Origin of the sequence: Nitrosospira lacus, from assembly GCF_000355765.4 — a bacterium.
Lineage (GTDB): Bacteria > Pseudomonadota > Gammaproteobacteria > Burkholderiales > Nitrosomonadaceae > Nitrosospira > Nitrosospira lacus.
On sequence record NZ_CP021106.3, the window covers coordinates 2,222,139 to 2,246,680 of the forward strand.

Below are 24,542 nucleotides of genomic sequence, written 5' to 3' on the forward strand. Positions count from 1 at the left end.
GGCGTTTATGTCTCTCAGGCTGATAAGCTCTTAACAACCTTTTTTTGATATACAACAAATTATATCGATCCATCAATAGGTTACGAATATTTTACTGCCGCTCGGAAATTCCAGCGGTTTGAGTTTACGATTTCTATCTGCTCCGACGGAAAAATGCAGACAGGCTTTGCAAAAAAAACGAACACTCCTGACGATAAATGACGGAAACCTACGACGTGGTCATCATCGGTGGTGGTATCCATGGGGCAGGCATCGCGCAAGCGGTGGCGGCACAGGGGTTTTCGGTGATGGTGCTCGAGCAGAACGGGATTGCGAGCGGTACCTCCAGCCGCTCCAGCAAGCTCATCCACGGCGGGCTGCGCTATCTGGAAAGCGGGCAATTTTCCCTGGTGCGCGAATGTTTGCGTGAACGCGCACTGCTACTGGAGCTTGCGCCACAACTGATCAAGCTTAAACCATTTTACATTCCAGTATATCGGGATACCACGCGCCGCCCCTGGCTAGTACGCGCGGGGTTGAGTCTTTATGCGGTGCTGGGCGGTTTGCATCCGGCAACGCGCTTTCGCCGTGTACCGCAAAATCAATGGAAGAATCTGGATGGGTTGGACACGACTCACCTTGACGCCGTGTTTCAGTATTACGATGCGCAGACCGATGATGCGGCGCTGACTCGTGCGGTAATGCGTTCGGCGCAGCGAATGGGTGCAAGATTAAAAATGCCCGCTGCATTTACTGGCGCCCATCTTGATGACCGGTGCAACACGATCGAGTACCGGCACGACGGAAAGATTGAAACGTGCAACGCGGCGGTAATTGTGAATGCAGCCGGGCCATGGGTACGGCAGGTATTGAGCCGGATCAAGCCGGCTCCTTCGCAGCTGGATATCGAACTGGTGCAAGGTACGCACGTCATAGTGCCGGGCACGCTCATGCAAGGGATCTATTATGTCGAAGCGCAAGACAAGCGAGCGGTGTTTGTGATGCCCTGGCAGGGAAATATACTGGTGGGCACGACTGAATCCATTTACCAGGGTGATCCTGCGGATGTCAGGCCGCTGCCGCAGGAGATCGCCTATCTCATGGAGACATTCTCACGCTATTTCCCGCGCTATCGACCCGGGCAGCCTATTCTTGGAGCCATTGCGGGTTTGCGTGTTTTGCCCTCAAGCGAAGACGGAACTGAAAACAGTGCGGTATCCGTCAATGCGCGGTTGCGGGACACAATTCTGCATTTTGACTGGCGGAATCACCCTCGCCTGCTTACCGTGTATGGCGGCAAGCTGACAACATACCGCCTGACGGCTGAACGAGTGATGGCACATCTGGCAAGCGTGCTGCCAGTGCGTGAGAAGATTGCGGATACCCGTCATCTGAAGTTGACTTGAACAGAGTAAGCCGTGGTGGCGAAGCCCGGCGGCCCGATAGGACTTCGTCTGGCTTGGCGGCTGGATGGGTGCATAGGCAGTCGAACGCGTCATACACCGATTAATTCATCACATTGCCGGGTGGCGTCAGAGGCGCATTCGGGCTCGCCCATCTCGAAGGTGCCCTCTATAGAGGCGTATCCCGGACTTTTTTACCGAGCCGCTCGGAAGACTTCCCGAGGGGCCAGCAGGTTTTGGGTAATACCTAGCTATTTTGAATTATAAGATCTATAAAGGAAGTGTAAATTGCTTTCGCGTATTCATCCACTGAGTACGGATTCAACATCTATTCCCCGTATCCATTCTTTTAAATTTTGTTTCATGGAGGGTCTCATGTGTCTGCCTCTTTTGTTACTCCCTGCAAATCGCCTGATCATTTCCGCTACGCTTTTGCTTGTGCTCGTTTCTCCCATGGTGTTTGCGCAGGCACCGCAATCCGCAGAGGCGCCGCAACCCGCTGAGGGGATCATGAAAAGCTTGATCTCGGCCATTCGGGCCAACTCCTTACCGGATTTCGTGGCACCCGGAGATGAAGCATTTCAAGCGGGTATGACAAAGGAAATGCTCAGCAGCATTAACCAATCCCTCGCCTCTCGTCTCGTGCAGGGTTACGCCACTATGTTCCTGACGAAGCTGAATCAGCAGGGATTCGAGGTCTACGTCTGGAAGTTGGAGTTCAAGGATGGGAATGATGATGTTCTTGTATTCATGGCTCTGAAGGATGGAAAAGTCGCCGGATTCTGGTTGAGGTAGTTTGCCCATAAAACCCAGGCTCAGTTGCCGCCTGCAGTTGCGGACCGGAGGTGTGATGAAGAAGATCAAATTAATATTCCTTGTCTTTACCATGCTTGGATTGATTCCCGGCACTTTTGCATGGGCGCGGGGTGGCGGGGGGGGGAGGACATGGAGGTGGCGGGCACTTGGGGGGTGGCTGGGGGCATGGCGGAGGCGGACACCCTGGAGGAATACATTATGGAGGTGGAGAGCATTTTGGGGGAGGTACGGGCTATTATCGGGGAGGTGGCGTCGGTATCCATCGCGGCGGCGGGTTTGGTTACTATCGCAGCCCCAGAGGTTTCTATCGCGGCTATGGCTATGGCCTCGGATTTGGTTTTGGCGGATACGGACTGGGATTGGGGCTGGGGTATGGCCTGGGCTATGGCGGTTATGGCTTTGGCTATGGGCCGCCTTATTACCCGTATCCACCCGTGGCGCCTTCGGTACCGCAAGTATACATAGAGCGGCAAGACATGCCGCCCCAAGACGGCAGGCAGTCCTCGGCTCAGTTACCCCCTGATTATTGGTATTATTGCCGGGCGCCGGAGGGCTATTACCCGTATGTCAAGGATTGCCCGGAGGGCTGGGAGCAAGTGACCCCACAGCCGCCCGCACAATAACAGTCGTTGCAGATGGTCCTTAAACCTCCCTGGTCGATACACCATGCTGGCCATTGATATCCGGCATCCCGGAGGCCCGGAGGTGCTGGTGCCTGCTTCACGCCCGATTCCCCAACCTGCGAGCGGGCAGATTCTGATCAAAGTCGAGGCGGCTGGCGTTAATCGTCCGGATATTTTACAGCGGCGCGGGTTGTATCCCCCGCCGCCAGGCGTTTCTGAGATTCCGGGGCTTGAAGTCGCGGGAACGGTTGCCGCGCTGGGGGACGGATCAGCTCGTTTTGATGTGGGCAGCAAAGTGTGCGCCCTCGTCGCGGGTGGCGGTTACGCCGAATACTGCGTGGTGCATGAAAGCAATGCATTGCCGGCGCCGCATGGCCTCGGCATGGTGGAAGCTGCGGCCTTGCCAGAGACCTTCTTTACGGTCTGGACTAATGTTTTCCAGCGAGGAAAACTCAAGGGCGGCGAAACGATATTGATTCATGGCGGCTCCTCGGGCATCGGGACGACCGCGACAATGCTCTCCAAGGTATTTGGCGCCACCGTGCTGGTGACGGTAGGCTCGGAGGAAAAACGGGAGGCATGCCTGGCGCTGGGCGCAGATCTCGCCATCAATTACCGCACGCAGGATTTCGTTGAAGAAACGAAAAAATTTACCGGCGGCAGAGGGGTCGATGTCATTGTCGATATTATTGCTGGCGACTATGTCGCCAGGAACTATAGGGCGGCCGCGCTGAATGCCCGCATTCTTCAGATCGGGGTTCAGAATGGGCCAGTCCGGGAACTCAACCTGATGACCATGCTGGCCAAGCGTCTTACGCATATGGGGTCGACATTGCGATCCCGCAGCATTCCCGAGAAGGCACAGATCGCGCAGGAACTGGAACGCCAGGTCTGGCCTTTATTGAACAAGGGTAAATTAAAACCCCTGATATTCAAGGTGTTCAGGCTGGAGGACGCGGCCGGGGCCCACGCATTGATGGAATCCGGCTTGCATATAGGGAAAATTATACTGACGACCGCTGCTCATCACGCTTCAAATGCCAGCTAGAACAAATAATTTCCTCCTCATCCATCGCACTTCTTTCCAAAGCAATAGTCAAAATTATTATAGAGAGGGGGTTTTAAGAGGAGGTCATCATGAAAACGATGCTTGAGATTTTGATGACGGCACCACCGGAACAAGTGACGCGATGCAAAATTGCTTTGGTGGAGATTGCGCATGGCCACTGGGATGCCGCCGCCTCGACAATGGAAGATGCAATAGACGAATCTGAACCGGGTGAATGGGCGTTTGATTGCATGGAAATGCGGGATTTTTGCCTGACCATGGATAAAGTAAAATGTCAGGGACTTACTGGCATAGAAAGGGCAGGATCAGACAGGGTTTATTTAGTTGTCTGAAAGTGTAAGCCAGGGCTAAACGGATAAAATGGGTTCCGGTAATTTTTACCGGGAAAGGGGATTCTTCGGAATCTCTTTTTTTATCCGGATAGAAATCAGCAACGGCGACATATGGCGAATGTCTTGCCCCGCTAACTGCCGGTCGTCGAAATACGAAACTCGCGCACCATCTCCATCGTGCGTAATTTTTCCGCAAGGGCGGATGCGCTGCCGGGGTGGGTGGTTCGAATATCCATGCGATATTCGAATAATCCGGTTGGGGTGATGCGGTAACTTGTATTCGCAATCGCGAATCCATGATTAATCAGAATATTTCTGATCTCATTTTCCGGCATCACATTGTTTCGGTCGAAGCTGATGTGATATTGCGCGTACGACTGCAGCGGAACCCGGTCCTCAATCAGTTGAAACAGGGTGAGAATTCCAAGTGTAAGGATGGTCCCGACGATGGCAGGAAAATAAAATCCTATGCCCATCAGGATACCGATTCCAGCCGTGATCCAGATGGAAGCGGCAGTCGTCAATCCGCGAATACTCAAGCCTTCCTTGAAAATCACTCCAGCGCCCAGAAAACCTATGCCTGTCATGATTCCTTGGGCCATTCGGGTTGGATCCGTCCGCACGCTTCCAGGCGGCATGCCGGGAAGCCACGTCCATTCATATAGCGCCACCAGCATCAGCAGGCTGGATGCCAGGCATACAAGGGCATGAGTCCGGAAACCGGCCGGATGGCCATGCAGGCTCCTCTCGAAGCCGATGATCCCACCCGCAATGAGTGCCCCTACCAGATTGAGGGTAATTATAGAATAGTCGGCACTCATATCCACCTCCGAGATCGGGCCCCGGGGCCCGTCTGCCGCAATAAAACGCCGGGCGCCGGATAAGCATTACTTGCCCGGCAGCCTTTCTATTTTTCTACCGGACAGCAGGAGGATTCCCACAAATTTTTTTTCTATCGAGGTTATGCAGCGCCGCCACTGGCGCTGATGTTCTGTCCCGTAACCCAGCCTGCTTCGTCGCCAACCAAGAAAAGCACCACTCCGGCGATATCTTCCGGCTCGCCAACACGGCCAATAAAGGACATGTTCGCCATGCGTTTGATTGTTTCCTCGCTCTTGCCGGCGGTAAACATTTCCGTATTCACCGGTCCCGGCGAAACAATATTGGCGGTAATGCCACGCTCGCCCTGTTCTCTCGCGAAGACACGCGTCAATTGCTCCACGGCGCCTTTGCTGGCTGCGTAAGCACCATAATTCGGCAGCATCAGCCGGGTGACGGTACTGGACAGGCTGACCACCCGGCCGCCATCCGCAAGCCGAGTCGAGGCTTCACGCAAAGCATAAAAAACACTCTTGACGTTGACGTTCAAAATCCGGTCGAAATCTTCGTCGCTGATCTTGGCAATGTTCCTGGAAATAAGCACGCCCGCATTGTTGACGAGAATATCCACACGGTTGAAGCGTGCGATAGCCCCATCGAAAAGTTTGTGCATTTCAGCCGAATTGCTGACATCCGCCCTGACCGGAAGCGACTCGCCCCCTGCTTCCGCTATTGCGGCGCAAACGGCCTCGGCGGCCTTCTGGCTGCCAAGGTAGTTGACCACAACCTTCGCGCCCGCACCGGCCAGCGTGCGCGCAATTTCGGCGCCGATGCCACGTGACGAGCCGGTGATAATGGCAACTTTATCCTGAAGTGATTTCTTCATTTCAGTGACTTCTGATGGCATGTCGCGTAACGGCAGTTGCTTGATCGGCTATGCAGATTGTTTCTTCGCAATCTCGGCCACATGTCTTCCCTGAAAACGGGCAATTTTCAGCTCATTTTCCGAAGGCTGGCGACTGCCGTCACCGCCAGCCAGCGTCCCCGCCCCGTAGGGCGATCCACCGGTAATTTCGCCCATGTTGAGCAATTCCTGGCAGGTATAGGGAACGCCCACGATGATCATGCCCTGATGCAGCAAGGTGCTATGGAAAGAAGTAATCGTGGTTTCATGCCCGCCATGCTGCGTGGCCGTGGAGGTGAACACACTGGCGACCTTGCCGGCCAGCCCGCCACTCAACCACAACCGGCCGGTCTGGTCGAGAAAATTGCGCATCTGCGCACACATATTGCCGAAACGAGTGGGCGTGCCGAAGATGATGGCATCGTAGGTTGGCAATTCGTCCACCGTTGCGATGGGCGCCGCCTGGTCGAGCTTGGCGCCCGCTTTACGCGCCACCTCTTCCGGCACCAGATCGGGGACGCGCTTGATGATAACCCCTGCCCCTTCGACGCTGCGCGCGCCTTCGGCTACCGCTCCCGCCATGGTCTCGACATGGCCATACATGCTGTAATAAAGAACGAGAATTTTTGTCATGCCATGCCTCATTTTTAAAATGTACTGATGCACCGAGAATAATATGAGAAATGAGATATCAGGAGAGATTCTCCGCAAAGCTCAGTTCCACGCCGTTTCCCGCCGGATCCTTAAAGAACAGTTGAGCAATCCCCATCGAGGGTACCTGGCCCGCCGTATAGCTAATATTGTGCCGTTTCAGGCGTGCCTCCATTTCCGCGCGGTTGGTGCAAGTAAACGCCACGTGATCGAAAGTGGTGGCGGTATGCGTGAGGCGCGTTTCATCCGCCCGTGCCTGGCTCAGGTGAAGAACGCATTGATTACCGGCGTAAAGCCAGTAGCCAGGGGTCCCGAGATCTGGCCGCTGGCCTTGGTCAAGGCCCACAATGCCACAGTAGAATGCTTTGAGCTCATCCATGAGATCACGCGGGGCGCGCAGATTGAAGTGGTTGAAACCAATCGTAGTCATGGGGATGCTCGATAGTCGTCTAAGACAGGCTAGTCATTCCTTTGCATAATACGAACCATTCCCTGTTTGCTCATGCAGGATGGGTGGCCGCCTTGCTCCCCCTTCCCATGAAATCAGCCAGGCATAATTCATTATTCCCTGGCTCCGCTGTTTTTCAGCAATTCAGCGGTGTCATGATGCTGCCTGGCAACCGCCCATTTCAGGGCGGTTCCGCCCGACTCATTGCTGATATTGGGATTTGCGCCATTTCTCAGCAGAATCTTGATGGTGTCGGAGTGATTGCCTCTGGCTGCCATCATGAGTGGCGTCGTTCCATTATCCGATGTCGAGTCAATCGGCACGCCTCCATCCAATAATAACTGGACAATTTTCGGGTGCCCGCCAGTCGCGGCATACAACAAGGGATTCCATCCAGGATGTTTGATCTCCGCGCCCTTGACATAAAGTTTCTCCACGATATCGTGAAGGCCTTTGTAGCTGGCAAGCATGATGGCGGTTTCACCATACTTGTTGCGCAGATTGAGCCTTGCGCCGGCGTCGATCAAAAGATCGACCAGCTTGGCATTTTTATGCCGGATGGCAACCATCAGCAACGTATTCCCTCTTTCATCCGGCGTGTTGGGATCAGCGCCCTGGGCCAGCAATTTAGCTACGTCCGCAGTATGATCGTTTTCCACTGCCGAACGTAAATCTTCATAGACCCCCGCCACGGCAATGGGCGGCTGGCATAAACTGGCAGCGAGCAGAAGGCAGGCCAGGGAAAAGGATTTTTTTGACATGTGCATTTTCAGGCGGCTTTGAAAAGTTTAAAAAAATTAGCTGTCGTGGCGGTGGCGACCTCATCCACGCTGATACCGCGCAACACCGCTATCTCTTCCGCAACGTACCGAACAAAGGCGGGTTGATTCATTTTTCCGCGATGAGGTACGGGCGCAAGATAAGGCGAATCGGTTTCTATCAGCATTCTCTCCAATTTGATTCTTTTGGCAACATCCTTGAGCGCGAGGGCATTCTTGAAAGTAACAATACCCGAAAAAGAAATATAGAAATTCATTTCCATCGCTTGTTGCGCCACTTCCCAGCTTTCCGTAAAGCAATGCATTACCCCGCCGACGCTATCCGCGCCCTCCTCCGCCATGATCCGCAGTGTATCCGCCGCGGCTTCGCGGGTGTGTATGATGAGCGGCTTGCCACATTGCCGTGCCGCGCGGATATGTTGACGGAAGCGTTCCCGCTGCCACTCCAGATCACCTTTCAGGCGAAAGTAATCCAGTCCGGTTTCGCCGATGGAGACGACTTTGGGATGATCAGCCAGAGACACCAGTTGCGCCGCCTGTGGCTCGGCCAGGTTTTCATAATCGGGATGGACGCCGACAGAGGCAAACAGGTTGGAATGGGCTTCTGCCAGCGCAAGCACGCGGGGGAAATCTTCCAGATTAACGCTCACGCAAAGGGCGTGGCTGACGTTACTGTCCCGCATTCCATCCAGCAACTCGTTGAGGTTGCCGGCAAGATCCGGAAAATCGAGATGGCAGTGGGAATCAACAAACATGGTTCACCCTAAGCAAATGTCGCAAGTATCCAATGGTACCAGGTAGCTGACGCATTTCCCCTTAGGCAATATATCCCTCAATCAATGCGCCTGCTTCGGCCGGGAGCTGGGGGCAATCGATATCATGTAGGAAACAGCATTTCCTCCAGAAATAACCTGGGGTTAAGCAGATGGCGCGCCAGCCATTGTGTCGCATTCCGATTGAATAGACTCGTTTGCGCTGCTTTCATGACGCTTAACACATTAAGTCATTATCCCATTATCTAGTACATATGAAAGGAAAATCCGACGCAACTCACACTCCAAAAACTTCATCCCATTTAGAGGCATTGAGTGTCGATTTTTCTTACACTTCACTTAAGAATCGATGTAAAGAAGTCATATCGTTTCCTGAGATTATATGTAACCAATTGTTTGTAATAATATTGAACTCAGCTTCTACTCTCGGCACGAAAATTGCTTAAGAAACAGCCGCCGGTTTAATCCAGCTTTCGCGAAAAAATCGGCAGCAAAAATTTTTATTACTTAAAGGTGATTTAATGAAAAACAAAAAAAATGTAATCCCCGTACTCCTTGCCGCATTATTGTATGGTTTATCAAATGTAGTTTCGGCGGGCCCCGTAATTATTGCCGGGACCGACGCTGATGATCATGGCTCTGCTAATGCTACCACCAACTTTACCGGCTGGTTGTTTATGCAGAAAGCTTTTGAGAACTTGGCGCCCGCCGTTACTAACGGCGATCTTACCGTCACCTGTATCGGTTGTAATTTGGGTGGCGCGCTTTCTGCGTTTAACTCGGCGACCACAAAATCGAGTCTGGATGGAACATGGAATTTTGCTGCGCTGACGAGCCTTCCCGATATCACCAATTTCTTCAATGGAACTGGCGCCACTAACGTTAATAATACCGGTATCATCTATATGCCGACTGTCAGCGGTAACGTGTCAGGCGGCATTACTGACGCCCAACTCAGCATTGTTAACAGCAATTCTGCCGTTCTTAACAATTTTGTCGCCGGTGGGGGCGGACTTTTTACTCAGGAAGAGGCGAATTCCAGTATCGGTTACGGATGGCTTTCAGCGCTATTGCCCGGCTTGATTGTGCAAGGTGACAACGGTGGTCCTGGTTTCGACTCCGGCTCACTAACTATTACTCCTGCCGGCAATGCCGCCTTTCCCGGTTTGACGAACAGCGATGTGAGCAACGCAACACCTTGGCATGCCTGGTTCTCTGGCAACTTCGGTGGTTTGAGCACGCTGGTAACCGGCCCGATTTTCGATCCAACCGGTAACACTTTCCCGGGCGCGGTTGTAATTGGCGGGGGCAGCGGAACAATAATCCAATGCGGCGGGCCAGGTCAACCTCCGTGCGATAATACAGTTCCTGAGCCTGGTATGCTACCGTTGTTAGCGGTAGGTCTACTCGGACTGGTACATACCATACGTCGCAGATATAGTTAGAAGCATCTGATCTGTATAAAAAAGCCTTTCCGTACGGAAAGGCTTTTTTTTGGATACCTGGCTTGACCCACTGCTGTCCCACAAAACCGCTAAAAAAGGCCTGAATATCCTTTGTTGATTTACAATGAGTTTCTCGACAACTCTTTGAAAGACAAAGGAATCCAAGCCATGGCGCATTGTAATACAGTCTTCTTGCAACTGCTTAAAATTGTTGGCAGACATGAATTTGAAGCGATCGCTTCTTTGCATCACCAAGGCCAGAGGTTGCGCAAGACCAGCCGCTGGGCACAGTTTGTTGCCATGGTATTTGCACAGTTGAGCGGGCGGCAGAGTTTGCGTGATATTGAAACCAACCTGCAAGCACAACGCCAGCACAGCTATCACTTGGGCAGCGCGCCCATTTCCCGGTCCAGTCTGGCACGCCTGAATAACCAGCAACCCGCTAGTTGTTACGAAGCGCTGTTTTACCGTCTGTATGAGCGCTGCCTCAAGCGGGCACCCAAGCACGGCTTCCGCTTTAAGAATCCGCTTTATGCGCTGGATGCTTCTCTCATTGATCTATCGCTCAAGCTTTTTCCCTGGTCGCATTACGCGTTGGGAAAAGGCGCCATGAAGTTACAGGTTGGACTGGATTTAAGAGGCAATCTGCCCGCATTTGCCACCCTCACGGAAAGCAGGAAGGCGGATAGCGAGTGCGCCAAACTGCTTGCCTTGCCCAAAGGCAGTATTGTGGTATGTGATCGCGGCTACAATGATTATTCCTGGTACAAGTTACTGACCGGGCAGGGGGTCTTTTACGTCACCCGACAACGGGGCAACGCCACTTATGAAGTTATTGAACGGTGTGCCGTTCCTGTTCATTCGAGCGTCATCAGTGATGCAGTCATTCGCTTCAATTCGTACCGCTCGTGCCAGAAGGAGCTGCCCAACGTGCGCCAAGTGGTCTACCAGGATGCGCAAACACAACGGGAATACATCTTTATCACCAACCATTTCAAGCTGTCCGCGCAAACCATTGCTGCCATTTATAAGCAGCGCTGGCAAGTGGAGTTGTTTTTTAAATGGATCAAGCAAAATCTCAAGATCAAATCGTTTTTGGGCACCAGCAAAAATGCCGTGATGACCCAAATCTGGATTGCCATGTGCGTCTATTTGCTGTTGGCATTCATCAAATTCAGTCATCAAGTGGCAATATCTCAGCAACAAATCCTGAGGCTGCTCGCACTTAACCTGTTTGCAAAACGGGACCTGATTAGGCTGATCAAGACTGAACCGCCGCCGGGTGATCATCAACCCATCCAGGGAGCTTTATGGTAATGACAAATTGTGGGACAGCAGTGGGCTTGACCCCTTTCTCAAGGTATAAATCGTCTTCAGTCCTCCCTGAACAATTCGATTTTCAGGCATAGGCGGGCATAAAGGGAGATTGGTTTTATTATCATCTGCAGGTTGTCAATACAGCCGCACAAAAGTTTGGGCGAGAAGAAGCCGCAGCTTCCTCAGAATCATCCGCAGGTTATGTCCGCAACCGCAGAGCAAGGCATGAAAGACGTCGCCTGTTGTACCTTTCAACCAGTTTCCGCGCAGGCGGCCATCGTTTTTCATGTGCCCGCTCATAGGTTCGATGGCGCTACGCCGCCGAATGTCCCGCTTCAGCCGTGCGGTGATGCCGCGCTTAAGCTTGCGGTGGTAGAGTTTGACCCCGGCTGAGGGTTGCACCGCGATAGCCCAGATCCACCAACACTTCCTTCGGCTGGCGCTGTGCCAGGATTTCCACGTGCAAGGTATGCCCGTCGTAGGGATTGCCCCGCAAGCTACGCATGCCGACCACCAATCCTTCCCTGTATGTCGTCCACGGAAACCTTCACCACCAGGCGGGGGCCGTCGCGGGACGACCCCGATGCGATGGAAAAAAACCGGCCCATTCGTGCTCAAACTCTGACAAGTCAATGTGCTGCGCGAGTTGCGCCAAAGGATGGCTTGGGTTGACCAGTTCGTTCAGACGTTGGCGGAATAGGTCATTACTCGATAGCGTATTCGGCTTTGGTCCCATGTATCCCTCGCTAAATTTGCAAGAAATTACACTAATTTTACCGGAAACTGCCAGATCCAGCTGCTACAATTCACCAATTAATCTAGCATAATCAGCTTATTATGCATTGTTCAGACCCGATTCTTTAATCCGGCAGTGCCGGATGGTTGAATACATCCCTCAGTCACCACGCCTGCTTCGGGCGGAAGATGCGGGAGCAATCGATATTACGTAGGAAAACAGCATTTCCTCCAGAAATAATCTGGAGTTAAGCGGATGATGCGCCAAGCGTTGTCTTGCATTCAAGGTGCGCAAATAAGCCGCCAGTGCGCGCGTATCGATCCCCGATGCCAGTGATTTGATGGTGGTGATCATATTCAGATGGTAGCGAACTTTTCCCGTGGTGCAAAAACTCATTAAGTCATAGCACCATTTCTGCAGCCAATTGACCAGTGTGGACAAATCCAGTTTTTGCATTTCCTCAGCCAGCACGACGGGGTTAAAGTTGCCCGGCACGCTGATTTGCCTGATGAATGCCTCATGCCGTGCAAGATAATCGTCGTTGGTGTATTGCAGCGCGGCCAGTGGTGCATAGCCCGAGGAAGCAAGGCACGTCGCCGGGTCCTTGACTCCCTGCTGCGCAAGCCAGGCAGCTGCGGTAACGGCGTCAGGCGCTGGCATGGGAATCTGGCGGCAGCGGCTGCGCAAGGTCGGCAGCAAATGCTGAGCATGGTGCGTCACCAGGATGAACAATGTCAGCGGCGGCGGCTCTTCCAGATTCTTCAGCAAGGCGTTGGCAGCAGCTGGATTCATCGTTTCCGCAGGATGAAAAAGGATGATTTTGTAGCCATTCTGGTGGCTGGATATATTAATAAAATCGGCAACAGAGCGAACTTGCGCAACACTGATTTGCTTGCTGGGTTTCTTCCTGGATTTCGTACTGCCGGATTCTCCGGTGGAATCCGGGAGGAATTCCATTTCAGCGCCAGTTTCCATATCCGTGCCATCTTCACTTGAACCGCCATCGGACGATCCCGCCATCGCCGTCATCGCTTCCGGTTCAATCAGGCGAAAATCCGGATGACTTCCCTGTTCGAACCACATGCAGCTTTGGCAATTCCCGCACGCATACCCTTCAATCGAAGGCTTCTCGCATAGCCAGAATTTAGCGAGCTGGCGAGCGAATGCAAGCTTGCCTATACCTTGCCTGCCCCTCAGCAATAAAGCATGACCCAAGGATGCGCTGTCTTGCGTCAATATCCGCCACGTCTCATTTTGCCAAGAATAGATATTATTCATTAACAAATACAAATAGATGAAATGATTTTATCAAGTGATTCCTTAACTTCTTCGAGAGGCTGGTTTGCATCGATCACGACGATGCGCCGGGGAAATTTATGTGCCCTTTCCAAGTAAGCGTCTCGTACTTGCCGAAAAAATGCATCCTGTTCTTTTTCGAACCGGTCAGGCGGCTTGATGGCATTTATCCGCTGCCTGCCTACTTCGACCATCACATCGAAATAAAGTGTGAGGTCAGGTTGAAATTCTCCCTGCACCCATTGTTCCAGACTGTCGAGCTTCTGCATTGCCAGGCCTCTACCCCCTCCCTGGTATGCAAAGCTCGCATCGGTGAAACGGTCAGAAATCACCCAGTCGCCCCGAGCCAGCGCCGGCAGTATAACCTTGTCCAAGTGCTCCCGCCGCGCCGCGAACATCAGCAGCGCCTCCGTTTCTGCGTGCATAGTCCCATTATCGTCGAGCAAGAGTTCGCGTAACGCCTCACCCAGAGGGGTACCCCCCGGTTCGCGTGTCACGATTATGGTTTTCCCCCTGCTCCGTAGCTCCTTTTCAAGCCAGCGAAGGTGGGTGCTTTTGCCCGCGCCGTCTATGCCTTCAAGCGTAATGAATTTTCCGGGAGTCATATTTGTAACGCAGTTTAGCTTATACTCGAAAGCGGTAATCGGTTCCCGCTGTAAATCCAATGCGGGGAAATGACACCAGATTATAATTGAAAAGTGGCGACCATTGCCGTTGCCATGGGCTTACAACGCGTTTTCACAGAAACACAAGGATATTCAGGATCTAACCATGACTTACAATCTTAGAAGCTTACGGGTCCGGCACATTGGTTTAAGGGTGCTGGTGCTGGCGTTATTTATATCCAGTATCGGAGTATCCACTGCTTATGCCGGGCAAACCGAATCACGCGCAGCGGCGAAGGGGGCATCCGGGTCATCCCGCTCTGCCGAGGAATCCATGACAGATTTCGAGAAGATGGAGCTGTACTATCGGCGTTATAGCGCTGCCGCCAATAATATGGCTGAATTAGTCAAGCAATTGAACCTGAAAATTCAGGATGTCTCCCTGGCTGCCAAGACTGTTGAAGCAAAAAGCAGCTCGCATAATAAGCGCCTGCTTGAAGAAAAATTACGCCATCTGGAAAGTGCGCGCATATCTACCGGCCATCAGTATGCACAGCTACAATCGCAGATGCAAAATGAATACCGTAGCTACACTGCCATTAGCAGCAATCTGAAGACCCGGTACGACCCAGCCGGTGATTCAGGCACCGTGCCGAAAACCGTCACGGAGACGAAGGTCCAGACCCCGAAGGCTAAAGATGCAAGGGCCTGGGATTCCAAGAGTGGCGATATGAAGGCCAGCGAGATCAAGATCCAGGAACCTCCGATCGAAGATTTTCACGTTAGCGATCCGAAAGTCATGAACCTGGACACAAAAGAACTCAGGGCGAGACGCGATGCGGGTAAAAATTTGAATTCAGGACAAACTACGGCTCCACCCCCTGCTTCAGAACCGGTTCTAAGCCCCGTCCGTTAAATCACTATCATCCGGAAGCCAGCTGCCCGCTGGATCAATTATGTTACCGGGTAATGCCCCAAACTTCAGCCAGCCTCGCGTCGCGGCCACAGTTGCTGCGGTAGTATGAATAGCGGATGGGGTTCTTGATATAGTAGTCCTGATGGTACTCTTCCGCCGGATAAAACGTTGTAGCGGGTAATACTTCGGTTACGATGGGTTGTTTAAAACGGCCGGAAGCTGCGAGCGCTGCCCTGGATGCTTCAGCTTGCCGCTGCTGATCGGCATCGTGATAGAAAATCGCACTGCGATACTGGGAACCGTCATCGCAGAATTGGCGGTTGGGCGTAAGTGGATCGATGGTCGGCCAGAATGCCGTTAATAGCTTGGAGAAACTGGTTTTTGCCGGATCAAAACGCACCTGCACTGCTTCGATATGCCCGGTTTTACCTCGTGATACCTGTTTATAGGTCGGATTAATGGTTTTGCCGCCAATATAGCCCGATGTAGTGGATATCACACCCGGCACTTTGTCGAAATCCGCTTCCGTACACCAGAAACACCCCCCGGCAAAAGTGGCGATACCGGCCGGCGATCCGGCGGGAAGATCAGTGCCTGCAAGCTTACCGCTTATATTCGTACGCGTATCCGGTTGCCCGCATGCTGCCAACACGGCGATCAATATCGCCAGCGGCAGCAGCATGCCGCCGCACCTGGAGCGGATGGATTGAAAAAGAGCGGGATGATGGCAAACGTGGGGAATCTGATCGCCCATGATCAGCTCCTGAGTGCGGGTAGTTGCGCGCCCCTTAATACAAATTTAAGGGCGACCCCGTTATTGCACCAGCGCTCGCCGCGAGGAAGCGGCCCATCCTTGAACACATGACCCTGATGGCCACCGCAACGCGCACAGTGGTATTCAGTGCGCGGCAAAATCATCTTGAAATCGCGCGCCGTGCCAATATGCCCTGTAATGGGCTGCGTGAAACTGGGCCATCCCGTGCCGCTTTCGTATTTGTTTGCGCTATCGAACAGTGGCAGGTAGCACGCGGCGCAGAGGTAAGTGCCTTTGCGATCCTCCTTATTCAGTGCGCTGCTCCCCGGCGGCTCGGTATCTTCTTCAAACAGGACCTGATAGGCTGCGGGAGAAACCAGTCCGCGCCATTCTTCATGCGGCTTGTTCAAGGGTTTAATGGTGATGGTGCTGGAAATGTCCGCCGCTGTTTTGCTGCGGGAGCATGCCGAAATTAAGGGCAGCGCGGCCAGCGTGGCGAAACTTTGAAGTACGGCGCGTCTATTCATGAGTCCTCCTCACACACGACTCCCTTATGGCCTTCCGATTATTATCAGAGACTTTGACTGTTGACGAAGCGGTATGCTTCTTGGGAAACTCCCTCCGCCGCAAAGCTTGAATACGATTTCAGAATACCCTTTTTTTAACGTCGACAACAAACAAAATTATCCGTCCTGGATTTTTTTTGAGCTTTCTTCCTATTTCACAAAATCTTGATAAAAAAAGCACTAATTAATGATATTTATTATGCTATAGAGAAAATAGGAATATTTATCCAAAAGAAGATGCTCCGTAATTTGCAAAGTATTATCGCTGCGAACTGCGGGCCATAAAGTTTCCTGGCTCGCGTCAGGAAAGAGGATAAAGAATCCGACTACCACCGGGAAGGGAGAACCTGCACGTGGCATTGAAATTCTTGTAAATTATTTCAGGAGAAACATCATGCGACATACCCGATCCCGTCTACCTTCATTTACCGCAGGCATAGTTTTCGCACTCCTATCCGTCCCGGTTTGGGCTGTTCCCTTTACGCCGACCAATCTCGTAACCGATGATCCCGCCGCCAATCCCGGCCAAATCACCGATCCCGGACTCAAGAATGCATGGGGGTTATCGTTTGCCCCGACAGGTCCATTTTGGGTTTCATCGAATCATACGGGCACATCCCCCCTGTACAGGGTTAATCCGGCAGACCAGACAACCATCCAGCAGGCGCTGACTGTTGCGGCCGGTAACGGTGTAACCGGGCAAGTCTTCAACAGTGGCACATCGTTTAACGGTAATCGATTCCTGTTCGTGAGTGAAACCGGCAGTGTTACCGGTTGGCGTCCCGCATTGGGTACTACCGGTCTGGTACCCGCCGAAACCATCGTTCCGCCTTCGGCGGCAAATAGCTATAAGGGTGTAGCGATTGGCAGCGTTTCAGGAAACGACTATCTCTATGCCGCCAACTTCAAAACCGGCGCAATAGATGTCTATAAAGGTAACGCCGCGGCGCCAAATTTGACCGGAACGTTTATCGATCCGGGGATTCCGGATGGATACGCTCCTTTCAATGTCCAGAATCTTAACGGATCACTTTACGTCGCTTATGCTCAGCAGGATACTGCCAAGGAGGATGAGGTTGCCGGACTCGGATTGGGTTTTGTCGACAAATTCAACTTGAATGGAGTCTTTGAGGGGCGGGTCGCATCAAATGGCACCCTGAATGCACCGTGGGGGCTGGCGGTTGCGCCTTCTTCTTTTGGCGCCATGGCAGGTGACTTGCTGGTGGGTAATTTCGGCGATGGCCACATCAATATTTATGATTCATCAAATAATTCCTATCTGGGTCAAGTACTGGGCGCCAATAATCTACCGGTTGTAATCGATGGTTTATGGGCAATATCACCTGGAAACGGCGTATTGGCGGGAAGCAGCAACCTGTTGTATTTTACCGCGGGACCCAACGATGAGGCCCACGGGGTATTAGGTGTCCTGACTCCGGTGCCGGAACCATCGGCCTATGCGATGATGCTTGCCGGACTGGTAACCCTGGGGCTGCTGATCAGACGCCGCGCCTTGTGGATAGAAACGGAAAATCCTGCATAAATAATCATATGGTATAATGCGGCACCCCGAGCAGAAAGGAAAATCGAGGCTGCGCATTGCACTTGACTTTATTTTTTAAAGGCTTATCATATAAATCGTTGGATGAGTAGTTCCTCTCCTTTGTAAGTGGAAACTATAAACCCGAAGCCGTTCATACGGCTTCGGGTTTTTTTTATATCTAACGGAGCATAAACGGAGGATGATTCTTAGGACTGACCGCGCACACGGTTTCAGTCCATTAGGTATCGACAGAAGTATTGTCGCGTTTTGGGTTATTTACGATGTCCGAGCACCAGACCCACTATTTCCACCCCAATACCGAGGGCAAAAAGAAGTATGCCGATCCAGATGTTTTCGGGTGCCAGAAACATCAGCACGCCACCCAGAATAAGCAGTGAGACGGACAAGATTCGTTTTGTGCGAGGGTTCCTGATCATGGCTGCAAAGACCCTTTTAAGCGTAAGCAATCTAACTATAGCCCTGAATCGAAAAAATACCACGAAAAAAGTAGCTATCATCTTCCTCTGCACTGACCAATGAGGGCACGCGCCTGGGCAGACAAGCACGGCGATGATTACGCTCAGCGGCACCCAACCTCCCGGATATCCGTCGAAATAGAAGCATCATGAGAAGACCTTCCGCCATTCCCGTCCCGGATATCGCATGGCGCCTGGCCAATCTGCCAAAGCCGGTTTATCCGGGAGATCTCCCTGTGGTGGCGCGGCGTGACGAGCTCATGCGTGCGATTCGGGGGAACCAGGTGGTGATCGTGTGCGGCGAGACAGGTTCAGGCAAGACGACGCAGTTGCCAAAAATCTGTCTCGAACTCGGGCGCGGGGTGGCGGGGATGATCGGGCATACGCAGCCTCGGCGCATCGCGGCGCATACGGTAGCGGTGCGGATTGCTTCCGAGCTCAAGAGTCCACTGGGCCATGCGGTGGGTTACAAGGTGCGTTTTTCCGACAAGATAAGCTCGGGCACTTATATCAAGCTCATGACCGACGGCATTCTGCTGGCGGAAACTCAGGGCGACCCTTCCCTGCTCGCCTACGACACCATCATTATCGATGAGGCGCATGAGCGCAGTCTGAATATCGATTTTCTGCTCGGTTATCTCAAGCAATTGCTGCCCAGGCGTCCGGAGCTGAAGCTGATTGTCACTTCCGCCACCATCAACGCGCAGCGTTTTTCGGCCCATTTTAATGATGCGCCGGTTATCGAGGTGTCAGGCCGAATGTATCCAGTGGAAGTGCGTTATCACGCCGTCGGACCGGATCAAAATAAAACCAGGGATGAAGACAAGGAAGATGAAGGCGATCTTGAGCAGGCCATTCTTGATGCGGTGGACGAAACCAGTCGTTCGGGCGCGGGTGATGTTCTGATCTTTCTCCCTGGCGAGCGCGAAATACGGGAGACCGCCGAGGCATTGCGCAAGCATGCGTTCAACAGGCTCGGTCACGGTGCAGGCGCGGGCGCCGACATTCTGCCGCTATTCGCGCGTCTGTCATACGTTGAGCAGGAGCGCGTGTTCAAGCCCTGTGGCTCCAACGTGAGACGTATCGTGCTGGCTACCAATGTGGCGGAGACCTCGCTTACGGTACCCGGCATTCGCTATGTGATCGACACGGGATTGGCGCGTCTTAATCGGTACAGTTTCCGCAACAAAGTGGAACAGTTGCAGGTGGAAAAGATCTCGCGCGCTTCCGCCAACCAGCGAGCGGGGCGTTGCGGACGGGTGATGAGCGGGATATGTATCCGTCTTTATACGGAAGAAGATTATCTGGCTCGTCCGGAATTTACCGACCCGGAAATTTTGCGCTCGTCGCTGGCGGCCGTGATTTTGCGCATGAAGTCTCTAAAAATCGGTGAAGTGGAGAATTTCCCGTTCTTGGAACCCCCTCTTCCGCGCATGATCGCGGACGGTTACCAACTGCTGGCGGAGCTTGGCGCGGTGGACGACACGGTGGACAGCGGTAAGACGCTAACCAGCATAGGCTGGCGGCTGGCGAAATTTCCGATTGATCCCAAAATAGCACGCATGATATTGGCCGCCAAGGAAGAGAACTGCCTGAGTGAAGTGCTCATTATCGCTTCCGCCTTGAGCGTACAAGAACCGCGTGATCGGCCATTTGAGCGGCAGGAAGCGGCGGATCGGGCACATCAACGCTTTCAGGATGAGCGCTCCGATTTTCTGGGCTACCTGAAGCTGTGGGATTTCTATGACGAGTTATTGAAGCATAAAAAATCCGGCCGCAAGCTGATGGCGCAATGCCAGGAGAATTTTTTGTCCCATCGCAGGATGCGCGAATGGCGTGAAATTCACGGCCAATTGCAAGCGCTGGTAATGGAAACAGGATTCAGGCCCAATCAGATTCCCGCCGGTTACGATGAAATTCACCGCGCGCTTCTGGCGGGGCTGCTCGGCAATATCGGTTTCAAGACCGAGGAGGATGGCGAGTATCTAGGTGCGCGCGGGATCAAGTTTTCCATTTTCCCCGGCTCAGTGCTGAAGAAAACCAAGCCAAAATGGGTGGTAGCCGCGGAGCTGACCGAAACCACGAAGCTCTACGGCCGCTACGTGGCAAAAATCGACCCGCTCTGGGTGGAAAGAATCGCGGGCAGGTTATGCAGGAAGCACACCTTCGATCCGCATTGGGAAAAACAGCCGGCGCAGGTAGCGGCCTATGAACGGGTGACCTTGTACGGCCTCACGGTGGTGCCGAAGCGGCGGGTTTATTACGGGACGATCAATCCGAAAGAAGCACGTGAAATTTTTATCCGTTCGGCGCTGGCGGCGGGCGAATACGTCACCCAGGCACCGTTCTTCGAGCATAACCGCAAGCTGATCGCCACCGTGGAAGCGCTGGAACACAAGGCTCGGCGCCAGGATGTACTGGTGGACGAAGAGGAAATTTTCTCCTTTTACGACGCCATTGTCCCGGATGGCATCTGCAATGGCGCGGAATTCGAGAAATGGCGCAGGCAGGCGGAGCGGGACAACCCGCGCCTGCTTTATCTTACCCGGGAATACCTGATGCGCCATGCGGCGAATAGCATCACCAGGGAGCAGTATCCTGACAGCATAGTTGTGGATGGGATCGATCTGCCGGATGGGGTGGCGCTGCCGCTAGCCTATCGGTTCGATCCGGGACACATACTGGACGGCGTTACCGTGACCGTGCCGTTGCCGCTGCTCAATAAGCTGGATACGGCGCGGTTCGACAGGCTGGTTCCCGGATTGATCCGCGAGAAGATTACCTGGTATTTGAAGGCGCTTCCCAAGCAGATACGCCGCCACGTGGTACCGATGCCGGAGTTTGTAACCAGGTTTCTGGAAAATGAGGAGTCAAGCATTACCGCATCACTTCCATCCCCGCTCCTGCCCATACCCCTGACCGATGCGTTATCCCGATTTGTTCAGGCCAAAACCAGGGTTGCCGTTCCGCAAGATGCGTGGCGGGACGAAAAACCGCCGCCTCATTTGCTGATGAATTACAAAATCGTCGACGATGCGGGGCAGGAGTTGGCGATAAGCCGCGATCTCCCGCAACTCAAGGCGAAGCTCGGCCAGGCGGCGCAATTGACATTCTCAAGGGTGGATTCGGGAGAGCGCCCTCCTATCGAACGCGACGATGTGAAATGCTGGGATTTCGGCGATTTGCCCGAAGAGATCGCTTTTACGCGCGCAGGTAAAAAACTTACCGGCTACCCGGCGCTGGCGGAGCGTGAGGGAAAAGTGGCCATCCATTTATTCGATACGCGCGAGGCGGCTCAAGCAAGCATGCGCGGCGGGGTGCGGCAGCTGCTGCGGTTTGAGCTCAAGGAACAACTGAAGCAATTGGAAAGGAATCTGCCGGGACTGAACCAGGCGGCCTTGCAATTGCAAACCCTCATCAATCCCGGCACGCTCAAGGAAGACATGCTGAACGCTATCGTGGACCGTGCTTTCATTGCCGACGATATGCCGCCGCGTTGCGAAAAAGATTTCATCGCGCAGCGGCAGCGAGCAAGGGTGCGCCTACCCGCTGTGACCGAGGCCGTTGCGCGCATCGTGCAAACCGTCGCCAATGAGTGCCAGCCGTTGCTGATGAAATTGTCCATGGCTGGCAGGAGCTCCCCGAAATTGAAAGGTGACTTCACGGGACAATTGCGCGTGCAACTGGATAGGCTGGTTTATGGGGGATTTTTACGTACCACGCCATGGGACCGATTGAAGCATCTGCCACGTTATTTGAAAAGCATGGTTCTGCGCCTCGATAAATACTCCGCCAATCCGGAGCGTGAGGGCCGCCACGGCCCTGTTATCGCCGCGTTATGGAATCAATATGAGCAACGTTTGGAGCGGCATCGCAAGGCCGGAATCAACGACCCTAATCTCACCGAATTTCGCTGGCAGATCGAAGAACTGCAGGTCTCGCTGTTTGCACAGGAATTGAAGACGCCCTACCCTGTTTCCGTCAAGCGGCTGCAGAAATTATGGGAAGAAATACGAGCCTGAAAAGCACGCCGATATCCCGCCGGTATCCGATACGCTTCCGGTCTATCCAGGGTATTTCCAATAAACGAGTTTCCGGCAGGCGCCCTGCCCTTGTGTTTTGGTTAATATGATCCATGCTGCAATGGAGGTTCACGTATCGATTGAAATATCGATTAAAGCCGACGACTCAGGTAAGATTTACAGCGCTGCCGCATAACGAGCCGGGATGCCGGGAAGGAGGAAACAATGGCGGTTTATTTCAGTGGGCGAAAGAAAATTGGCGAGTTGTCCGTTGCGCTTGAATCTGGTCGAGCCAGGGTAGACTGCATGATTTTCGAGAGATGGATCGATATCGATAGCAGTACAACGGCACGATGCGGTGAGCAGGGGACATGCCAGGTCGCCAAGACCGAGGGAATCGCGGAAAAGGCCAGCCAAACCGTCGAACGATCTATCGGAACCTCGCTGGGTTTGGACGATATATTGAAATTAAAGGCCCAGATCAAAGATGTCTTTGGATACGAAGTCAACTGGAATCATAGCATCACTACGACAAAAACCTTCAATTTCGAGGCACCGGTATGCGGGCGATATTCACTGGTTGTTTATCAGCTCTTGCGGGAATACGAGCTGACCTATCTGAGGCAACGGCGCTGGACCTTCCGTCAGGATGCCTGGGACAAGAAGTGGAGCCGGACGATTCCGGAACATACCAATACGCATGACACGCTTCCCGATGTGGAAGAATTCGACGAAGCTTGTAAATTCCGGCCTGAATGCAAGAGCAAGGATACGATGCCCAATGCCTATGATGGGTTATTATGTTTCGATATGGGCAAGGCAAGCTTTCGTGTTCCTTATCGCCTGACATCCGATGGGTTCGAGGTTCAGATTCTGAAGAGACTCATTTCCTTCACCTTTACCGATTACCCGGCCGGTGTTCGAGGACTTGAACAGGGTTTGACGATCTCCTTGCCTGTTCAAATCATTCCTGAACCCCTTGTTTTTCTCTCTGATATCAAGGGTGAATATGTCGAGGCGCAGGTATTCAGATATATGGATCCAGACGAGGATCAGACCCGTTTTCCTGAGGAAGTTCTGACGGGCATTACGACCCTCAAAGGCGTTCTCGCTCTCACTGGACAGAAGTTCTAGGTGGGAGACTTAAGTACCTGCAGTTCATCCATTACATCGCGCTCTACACGATAGTTTGCCGTCAGATGATATTCGCTGGCTGGAGCAATTTCCACAATGTCCAGGTCGGCGTTGGCCGTTTCGACACACAGGAGACGCTCGTAATCGTCGTCCTTCAAGTCCCCCATTTCCGCCGATATTTTTGCCCATGGGTTCCACACCACTGCGGTATTGCTACCTCCAGACGTGATCCGGATCCTGCGGTCCAGCGCGACATCGTCGATCACCAGTTCGCCTTGTACGTTCCGGTAGATACGATCGACTTCCGCACCGATGGATACCGCACCGGTCTGTAGTTTGTAAGTGGCGTTATCGGCTTTATCCACGTATTCAAGTCCATCCAGTCCGAGAACAGCCACTTGATTGATATGCCCGACCTTGAAGTAGGTGTGAAATGCCTGTGTTATAAAGAACGGCCGCGTATCGGTGTTGCGCGTGATTAATTCTAGATTGAGCGATTCTCCGACCGTAATTTCCAGCGAAAGGTTGAACGAATGCCGCCAGATCGCTCTTGTTTCAGGCGTGTCGGCCAATCCCAGTGTAACGGTAGTATCGCCATCCGCAGCAATCCCGGTTCGCATCACATTCCAGAAGCGATTGCGCACAAAACCATGGGCAGGGCGGCCAAGGCCGTCCGGATCGGGTCCAAACCATGGCCAGCAAATCGGGACCCCGCCCTTGATGGCCTTGCCCGGCTGATAGTATGCAGTTTCACTGAGAAACAGAAGATTGTTCGAGTCATTGGCAGGCTGGAAAGAGAGAACCTGTCCTGCATAGACCGAGATAACGGCGCTGGCTTTGTCGTTATCGATTTTGATAAAGGGAAATCCGCCCGTACCTTCGACGAATTTAAGTTGATCACCAATTCCATGATCGGCATTCAGTTGTTCGATATTCATAAGATGGGTTCTTGGGTTCTGTTTGATTTATTCACTACGGGTACGGATGGGATGCCCGAGCTGGCAGCCCTGCTGGGAAGCTGGCATCATAACACCATGCGGGTTGCCGGGAAAAGCTTCGGAAGCCACGATGCGTGCCCGTAACGCAACGACCCCGCATTTTCGAAACCTGCTCTTCATCTTGCATGTTGTTGCGCC

At 53.0% G+C, this 24,542-nt stretch carries 24 protein-coding genes and 1 pseudogene; 11 read left to right on the plus strand and 14 right to left on the minus strand.

Annotation, left to right across the window (positions count from 1 at the left end; genetic code table 11):
• Positions 1 to 197: 197 nt before the first annotated feature.
• From EBAPG3_RS10025 to EBAPG3_RS10045, 5 genes are all read left to right on the plus strand, one after another.
• Positions 198 to 1,385: a glycerol-3-phosphate dehydrogenase/oxidase gene (locus EBAPG3_RS10025; protein ID WP_004178606.1), complete on the plus strand. Its 1,188-nt coding sequence runs from the start codon at positions 198 to 200 to the stop codon at positions 1,383 to 1,385.
• Positions 1,386 to 1,757: 372 nt separating this feature from the next.
• The gene (locus EBAPG3_RS10030) at positions 1,758 to 2,177 is read left to right on the plus strand and encodes a hypothetical protein (RefSeq protein ID WP_004178604.1); all 420 of its coding nucleotides are present in this window, start codon (positions 1,758 to 1,760) and stop codon (positions 2,175 to 2,177) included.
• Between the two features lie 116 nt (positions 2,178 to 2,293).
• On the plus strand, positions 2,294 to 2,821 hold the full coding sequence (locus EBAPG3_RS10035; RefSeq protein WP_193791341.1) for a hypothetical protein: 528 nt from the start codon (positions 2,294 to 2,296) through the stop codon (positions 2,819 to 2,821).
• Positions 2,822 to 2,864: 43 nt separating this feature from the next.
• On the plus strand, positions 2,865 to 3,869 hold the full coding sequence (locus EBAPG3_RS10040) for an NAD(P)H-quinone oxidoreductase (protein WP_004178080.1): 1,005 nt from the start codon (positions 2,865 to 2,867) through the stop codon (positions 3,867 to 3,869).
• 89 nt (positions 3,870 to 3,958) lie between these two features.
• Positions 3,959 to 4,222 (plus strand): hypothetical protein, encoded by a 264-nt coding sequence (locus tag EBAPG3_RS10045; RefSeq protein ID WP_004178079.1) that lies wholly within the window; start codon positions 3,959 to 3,961, stop codon positions 4,220 to 4,222.
• 131 nt (positions 4,223 to 4,353) lie between these two features.
• Here EBAPG3_RS10045 and EBAPG3_RS10050 read toward each other — a convergent pair whose 3' ends face one another.
• The 6 genes from EBAPG3_RS10050 to EBAPG3_RS10075 form a co-directional block, all read right to left on the minus strand.
• Complete coding sequence (locus EBAPG3_RS10050; protein WP_004178078.1) at positions 4,354 to 5,043, minus strand: MgtC/SapB family protein; 690 nt, start codon at positions 5,041 to 5,043, stop codon at positions 4,354 to 4,356.
• 140 nt (positions 5,044 to 5,183) lie between these two features.
• A complete protein-coding gene (locus EBAPG3_RS10055) occupies positions 5,184 to 5,927 on the minus strand; it encodes an SDR family oxidoreductase (RefSeq protein WP_040852395.1) in 744 nt (247 codons plus the stop codon).
• A 48-nt stretch (positions 5,928 to 5,975) separates the two neighbouring features.
• Complete coding sequence (gene wrbA, locus EBAPG3_RS10060) at positions 5,976 to 6,578, minus strand: NAD(P)H:quinone oxidoreductase (RefSeq protein ID WP_040852388.1); 603 nt, start codon at positions 6,576 to 6,578, stop codon at positions 5,976 to 5,978.
• Between the two features lie 58 nt (positions 6,579 to 6,636).
• A complete protein-coding gene (locus tag EBAPG3_RS10065) occupies positions 6,637 to 7,026 on the minus strand; it encodes a VOC family protein (RefSeq protein WP_040852386.1) in 390 nt (129 codons plus the stop codon).
• 131 nt (positions 7,027 to 7,157) lie between these two features.
• Positions 7,158 to 7,805, minus strand: coding sequence for an ankyrin repeat domain-containing protein (locus tag EBAPG3_RS10070; RefSeq protein ID WP_004178073.1), 648 nt, complete (start codon positions 7,803 to 7,805; stop codon positions 7,158 to 7,160).
• Positions 7,806 to 7,813: 8 nt separating this feature from the next.
• Positions 7,814 to 8,578: a TatD family hydrolase gene (locus tag EBAPG3_RS10075; protein ID WP_004178071.1), complete on the minus strand. Its 765-nt coding sequence runs from the start codon at positions 8,576 to 8,578 to the stop codon at positions 7,814 to 7,816.
• A gap of 539 nt (positions 8,579 to 9,117) precedes the next feature.
• Here EBAPG3_RS10075 and EBAPG3_RS10080 point away from each other — a divergent pair.
• Both EBAPG3_RS10080 and EBAPG3_RS10085 read left to right on the plus strand, forming a co-directional pair.
• A complete protein-coding gene (locus EBAPG3_RS10080; protein ID WP_004178067.1) occupies positions 9,118 to 10,041 on the plus strand; it encodes a PEP-CTERM sorting domain-containing protein in 924 nt (307 codons plus the stop codon).
• Positions 10,042 to 10,209: 168 nt separating this feature from the next.
• The gene (locus tag EBAPG3_RS10085; RefSeq protein ID WP_004177414.1) at positions 10,210 to 11,358 is read left to right on the plus strand and encodes an IS4 family transposase; all 1,149 of its coding nucleotides are present in this window, start codon (positions 10,210 to 10,212) and stop codon (positions 11,356 to 11,358) included.
• 135 nt (positions 11,359 to 11,493) lie between these two features.
• Here EBAPG3_RS10085 and EBAPG3_RS10090 read toward each other — a convergent pair.
• The 4 genes and pseudogenes from EBAPG3_RS10090 to tmk form a co-directional block, all read right to left on the minus strand.
• Positions 11,494 to 11,912: pseudogene (locus EBAPG3_RS10090) on the minus strand (IS5/IS1182 family transposase); the annotation flags it as partial.
• Positions 11,906 to 12,094: an IS5 family transposase gene (locus EBAPG3_RS15680; protein ID WP_004177559.1), complete on the minus strand. Its 189-nt coding sequence runs from the start codon at positions 12,092 to 12,094 to the stop codon at positions 11,906 to 11,908. The pseudogene EBAPG3_RS10090 and the gene EBAPG3_RS15680, both read right to left, overlap by 7 nt.
• A gap of 159 nt (positions 12,095 to 12,253) precedes the next feature.
• A complete protein-coding gene (gene holB / locus EBAPG3_RS10095; RefSeq protein WP_004177560.1) occupies positions 12,254 to 13,372 on the minus strand; it encodes a DNA polymerase III subunit delta' in 1,119 nt (372 codons plus the stop codon).
• Entirely contained in the window at positions 13,372 to 13,995 is a 624-nt protein-coding gene (tmk, locus tag EBAPG3_RS10100; RefSeq protein ID WP_004177566.1) for a dTMP kinase, read from the minus strand. Before tmk ends, holB begins: the two co-directional genes overlap by 1 nt.
• Positions 13,996 to 14,161: 166 nt before the next feature.
• Between tmk and EBAPG3_RS10105 the strand changes: the two genes are divergently transcribed.
• Positions 14,162 to 14,911, plus strand: coding sequence for a hypothetical protein (locus EBAPG3_RS10105; protein ID WP_085922017.1), 750 nt, complete (start codon positions 14,162 to 14,164; stop codon positions 14,909 to 14,911).
• Positions 14,912 to 14,954: 43 nt separating this feature from the next.
• Here the strand turns inward: EBAPG3_RS10105 and msrA are convergent, their stop codons facing one another.
• Complete coding sequence (gene msrA / locus EBAPG3_RS10110; RefSeq protein ID WP_004177569.1) at positions 14,955 to 15,665, minus strand: peptide-methionine (S)-S-oxide reductase MsrA; 711 nt, start codon at positions 15,663 to 15,665, stop codon at positions 14,955 to 14,957.
• Positions 15,666 to 15,667: 2 nt separating this feature from the next.
• The gene (gene msrB / locus EBAPG3_RS10115; RefSeq protein WP_004177570.1) at positions 15,668 to 16,192 is read right to left on the minus strand and encodes a peptide-methionine (R)-S-oxide reductase MsrB; all 525 of its coding nucleotides are present in this window, start codon (positions 16,190 to 16,192) and stop codon (positions 15,668 to 15,670) included.
• 433 nt (positions 16,193 to 16,625) lie between these two features.
• Here msrB and EBAPG3_RS10125 point away from each other — a divergent pair, with 433 nt between their 5' ends.
• Entirely contained in the window at positions 16,626 to 17,774 is a 1,149-nt protein-coding gene (locus tag EBAPG3_RS10125) for a TIGR03118 family protein (protein WP_004177575.1), read from the plus strand.
• A 272-nt stretch (positions 17,775 to 18,046) separates the two neighbouring features.
• Here EBAPG3_RS10125 and EBAPG3_RS15565 read toward each other — a convergent pair whose 3' ends face one another.
• Entirely contained in the window at positions 18,047 to 18,181 is a 135-nt protein-coding gene (locus EBAPG3_RS15565) for a hypothetical protein (protein WP_004177577.1), read from the minus strand.
• A gap of 218 nt (positions 18,182 to 18,399) precedes the next feature.
• On the opposite strand from EBAPG3_RS15565, the gene hrpA reads away from it, so the two are divergent.
• Positions 18,400 to 22,272 carry an ATP-dependent RNA helicase HrpA gene (gene hrpA / locus EBAPG3_RS10135; protein ID WP_004177580.1) on the plus strand — a complete coding sequence of 1,291 codons (3,873 nt, stop codon included), beginning with the start codon at positions 18,400 to 18,402 and terminating at the stop codon, positions 22,270 to 22,272.
• A 225-nt stretch (positions 22,273 to 22,497) separates the two neighbouring features.
• The gene (locus EBAPG3_RS10140) at positions 22,498 to 23,406 is read left to right on the plus strand and encodes a hypothetical protein (RefSeq protein WP_040852150.1); all 909 of its coding nucleotides are present in this window, start codon (positions 22,498 to 22,500) and stop codon (positions 23,404 to 23,406) included.
• Here EBAPG3_RS10140 and EBAPG3_RS10145 read toward each other — a convergent pair.
• Positions 23,403 to 24,344 carry a D-hexose-6-phosphate mutarotase gene (locus EBAPG3_RS10145; RefSeq protein ID WP_004177585.1) on the minus strand — a complete coding sequence of 314 codons (942 nt, stop codon included), beginning with the start codon at positions 24,342 to 24,344 and terminating at the stop codon, positions 23,403 to 23,405. The two genes, EBAPG3_RS10140 and EBAPG3_RS10145, sit on opposite strands and share 4 nt — an antisense overlap.
• Positions 24,345 to 24,542 lie beyond the last annotated feature (198 nt).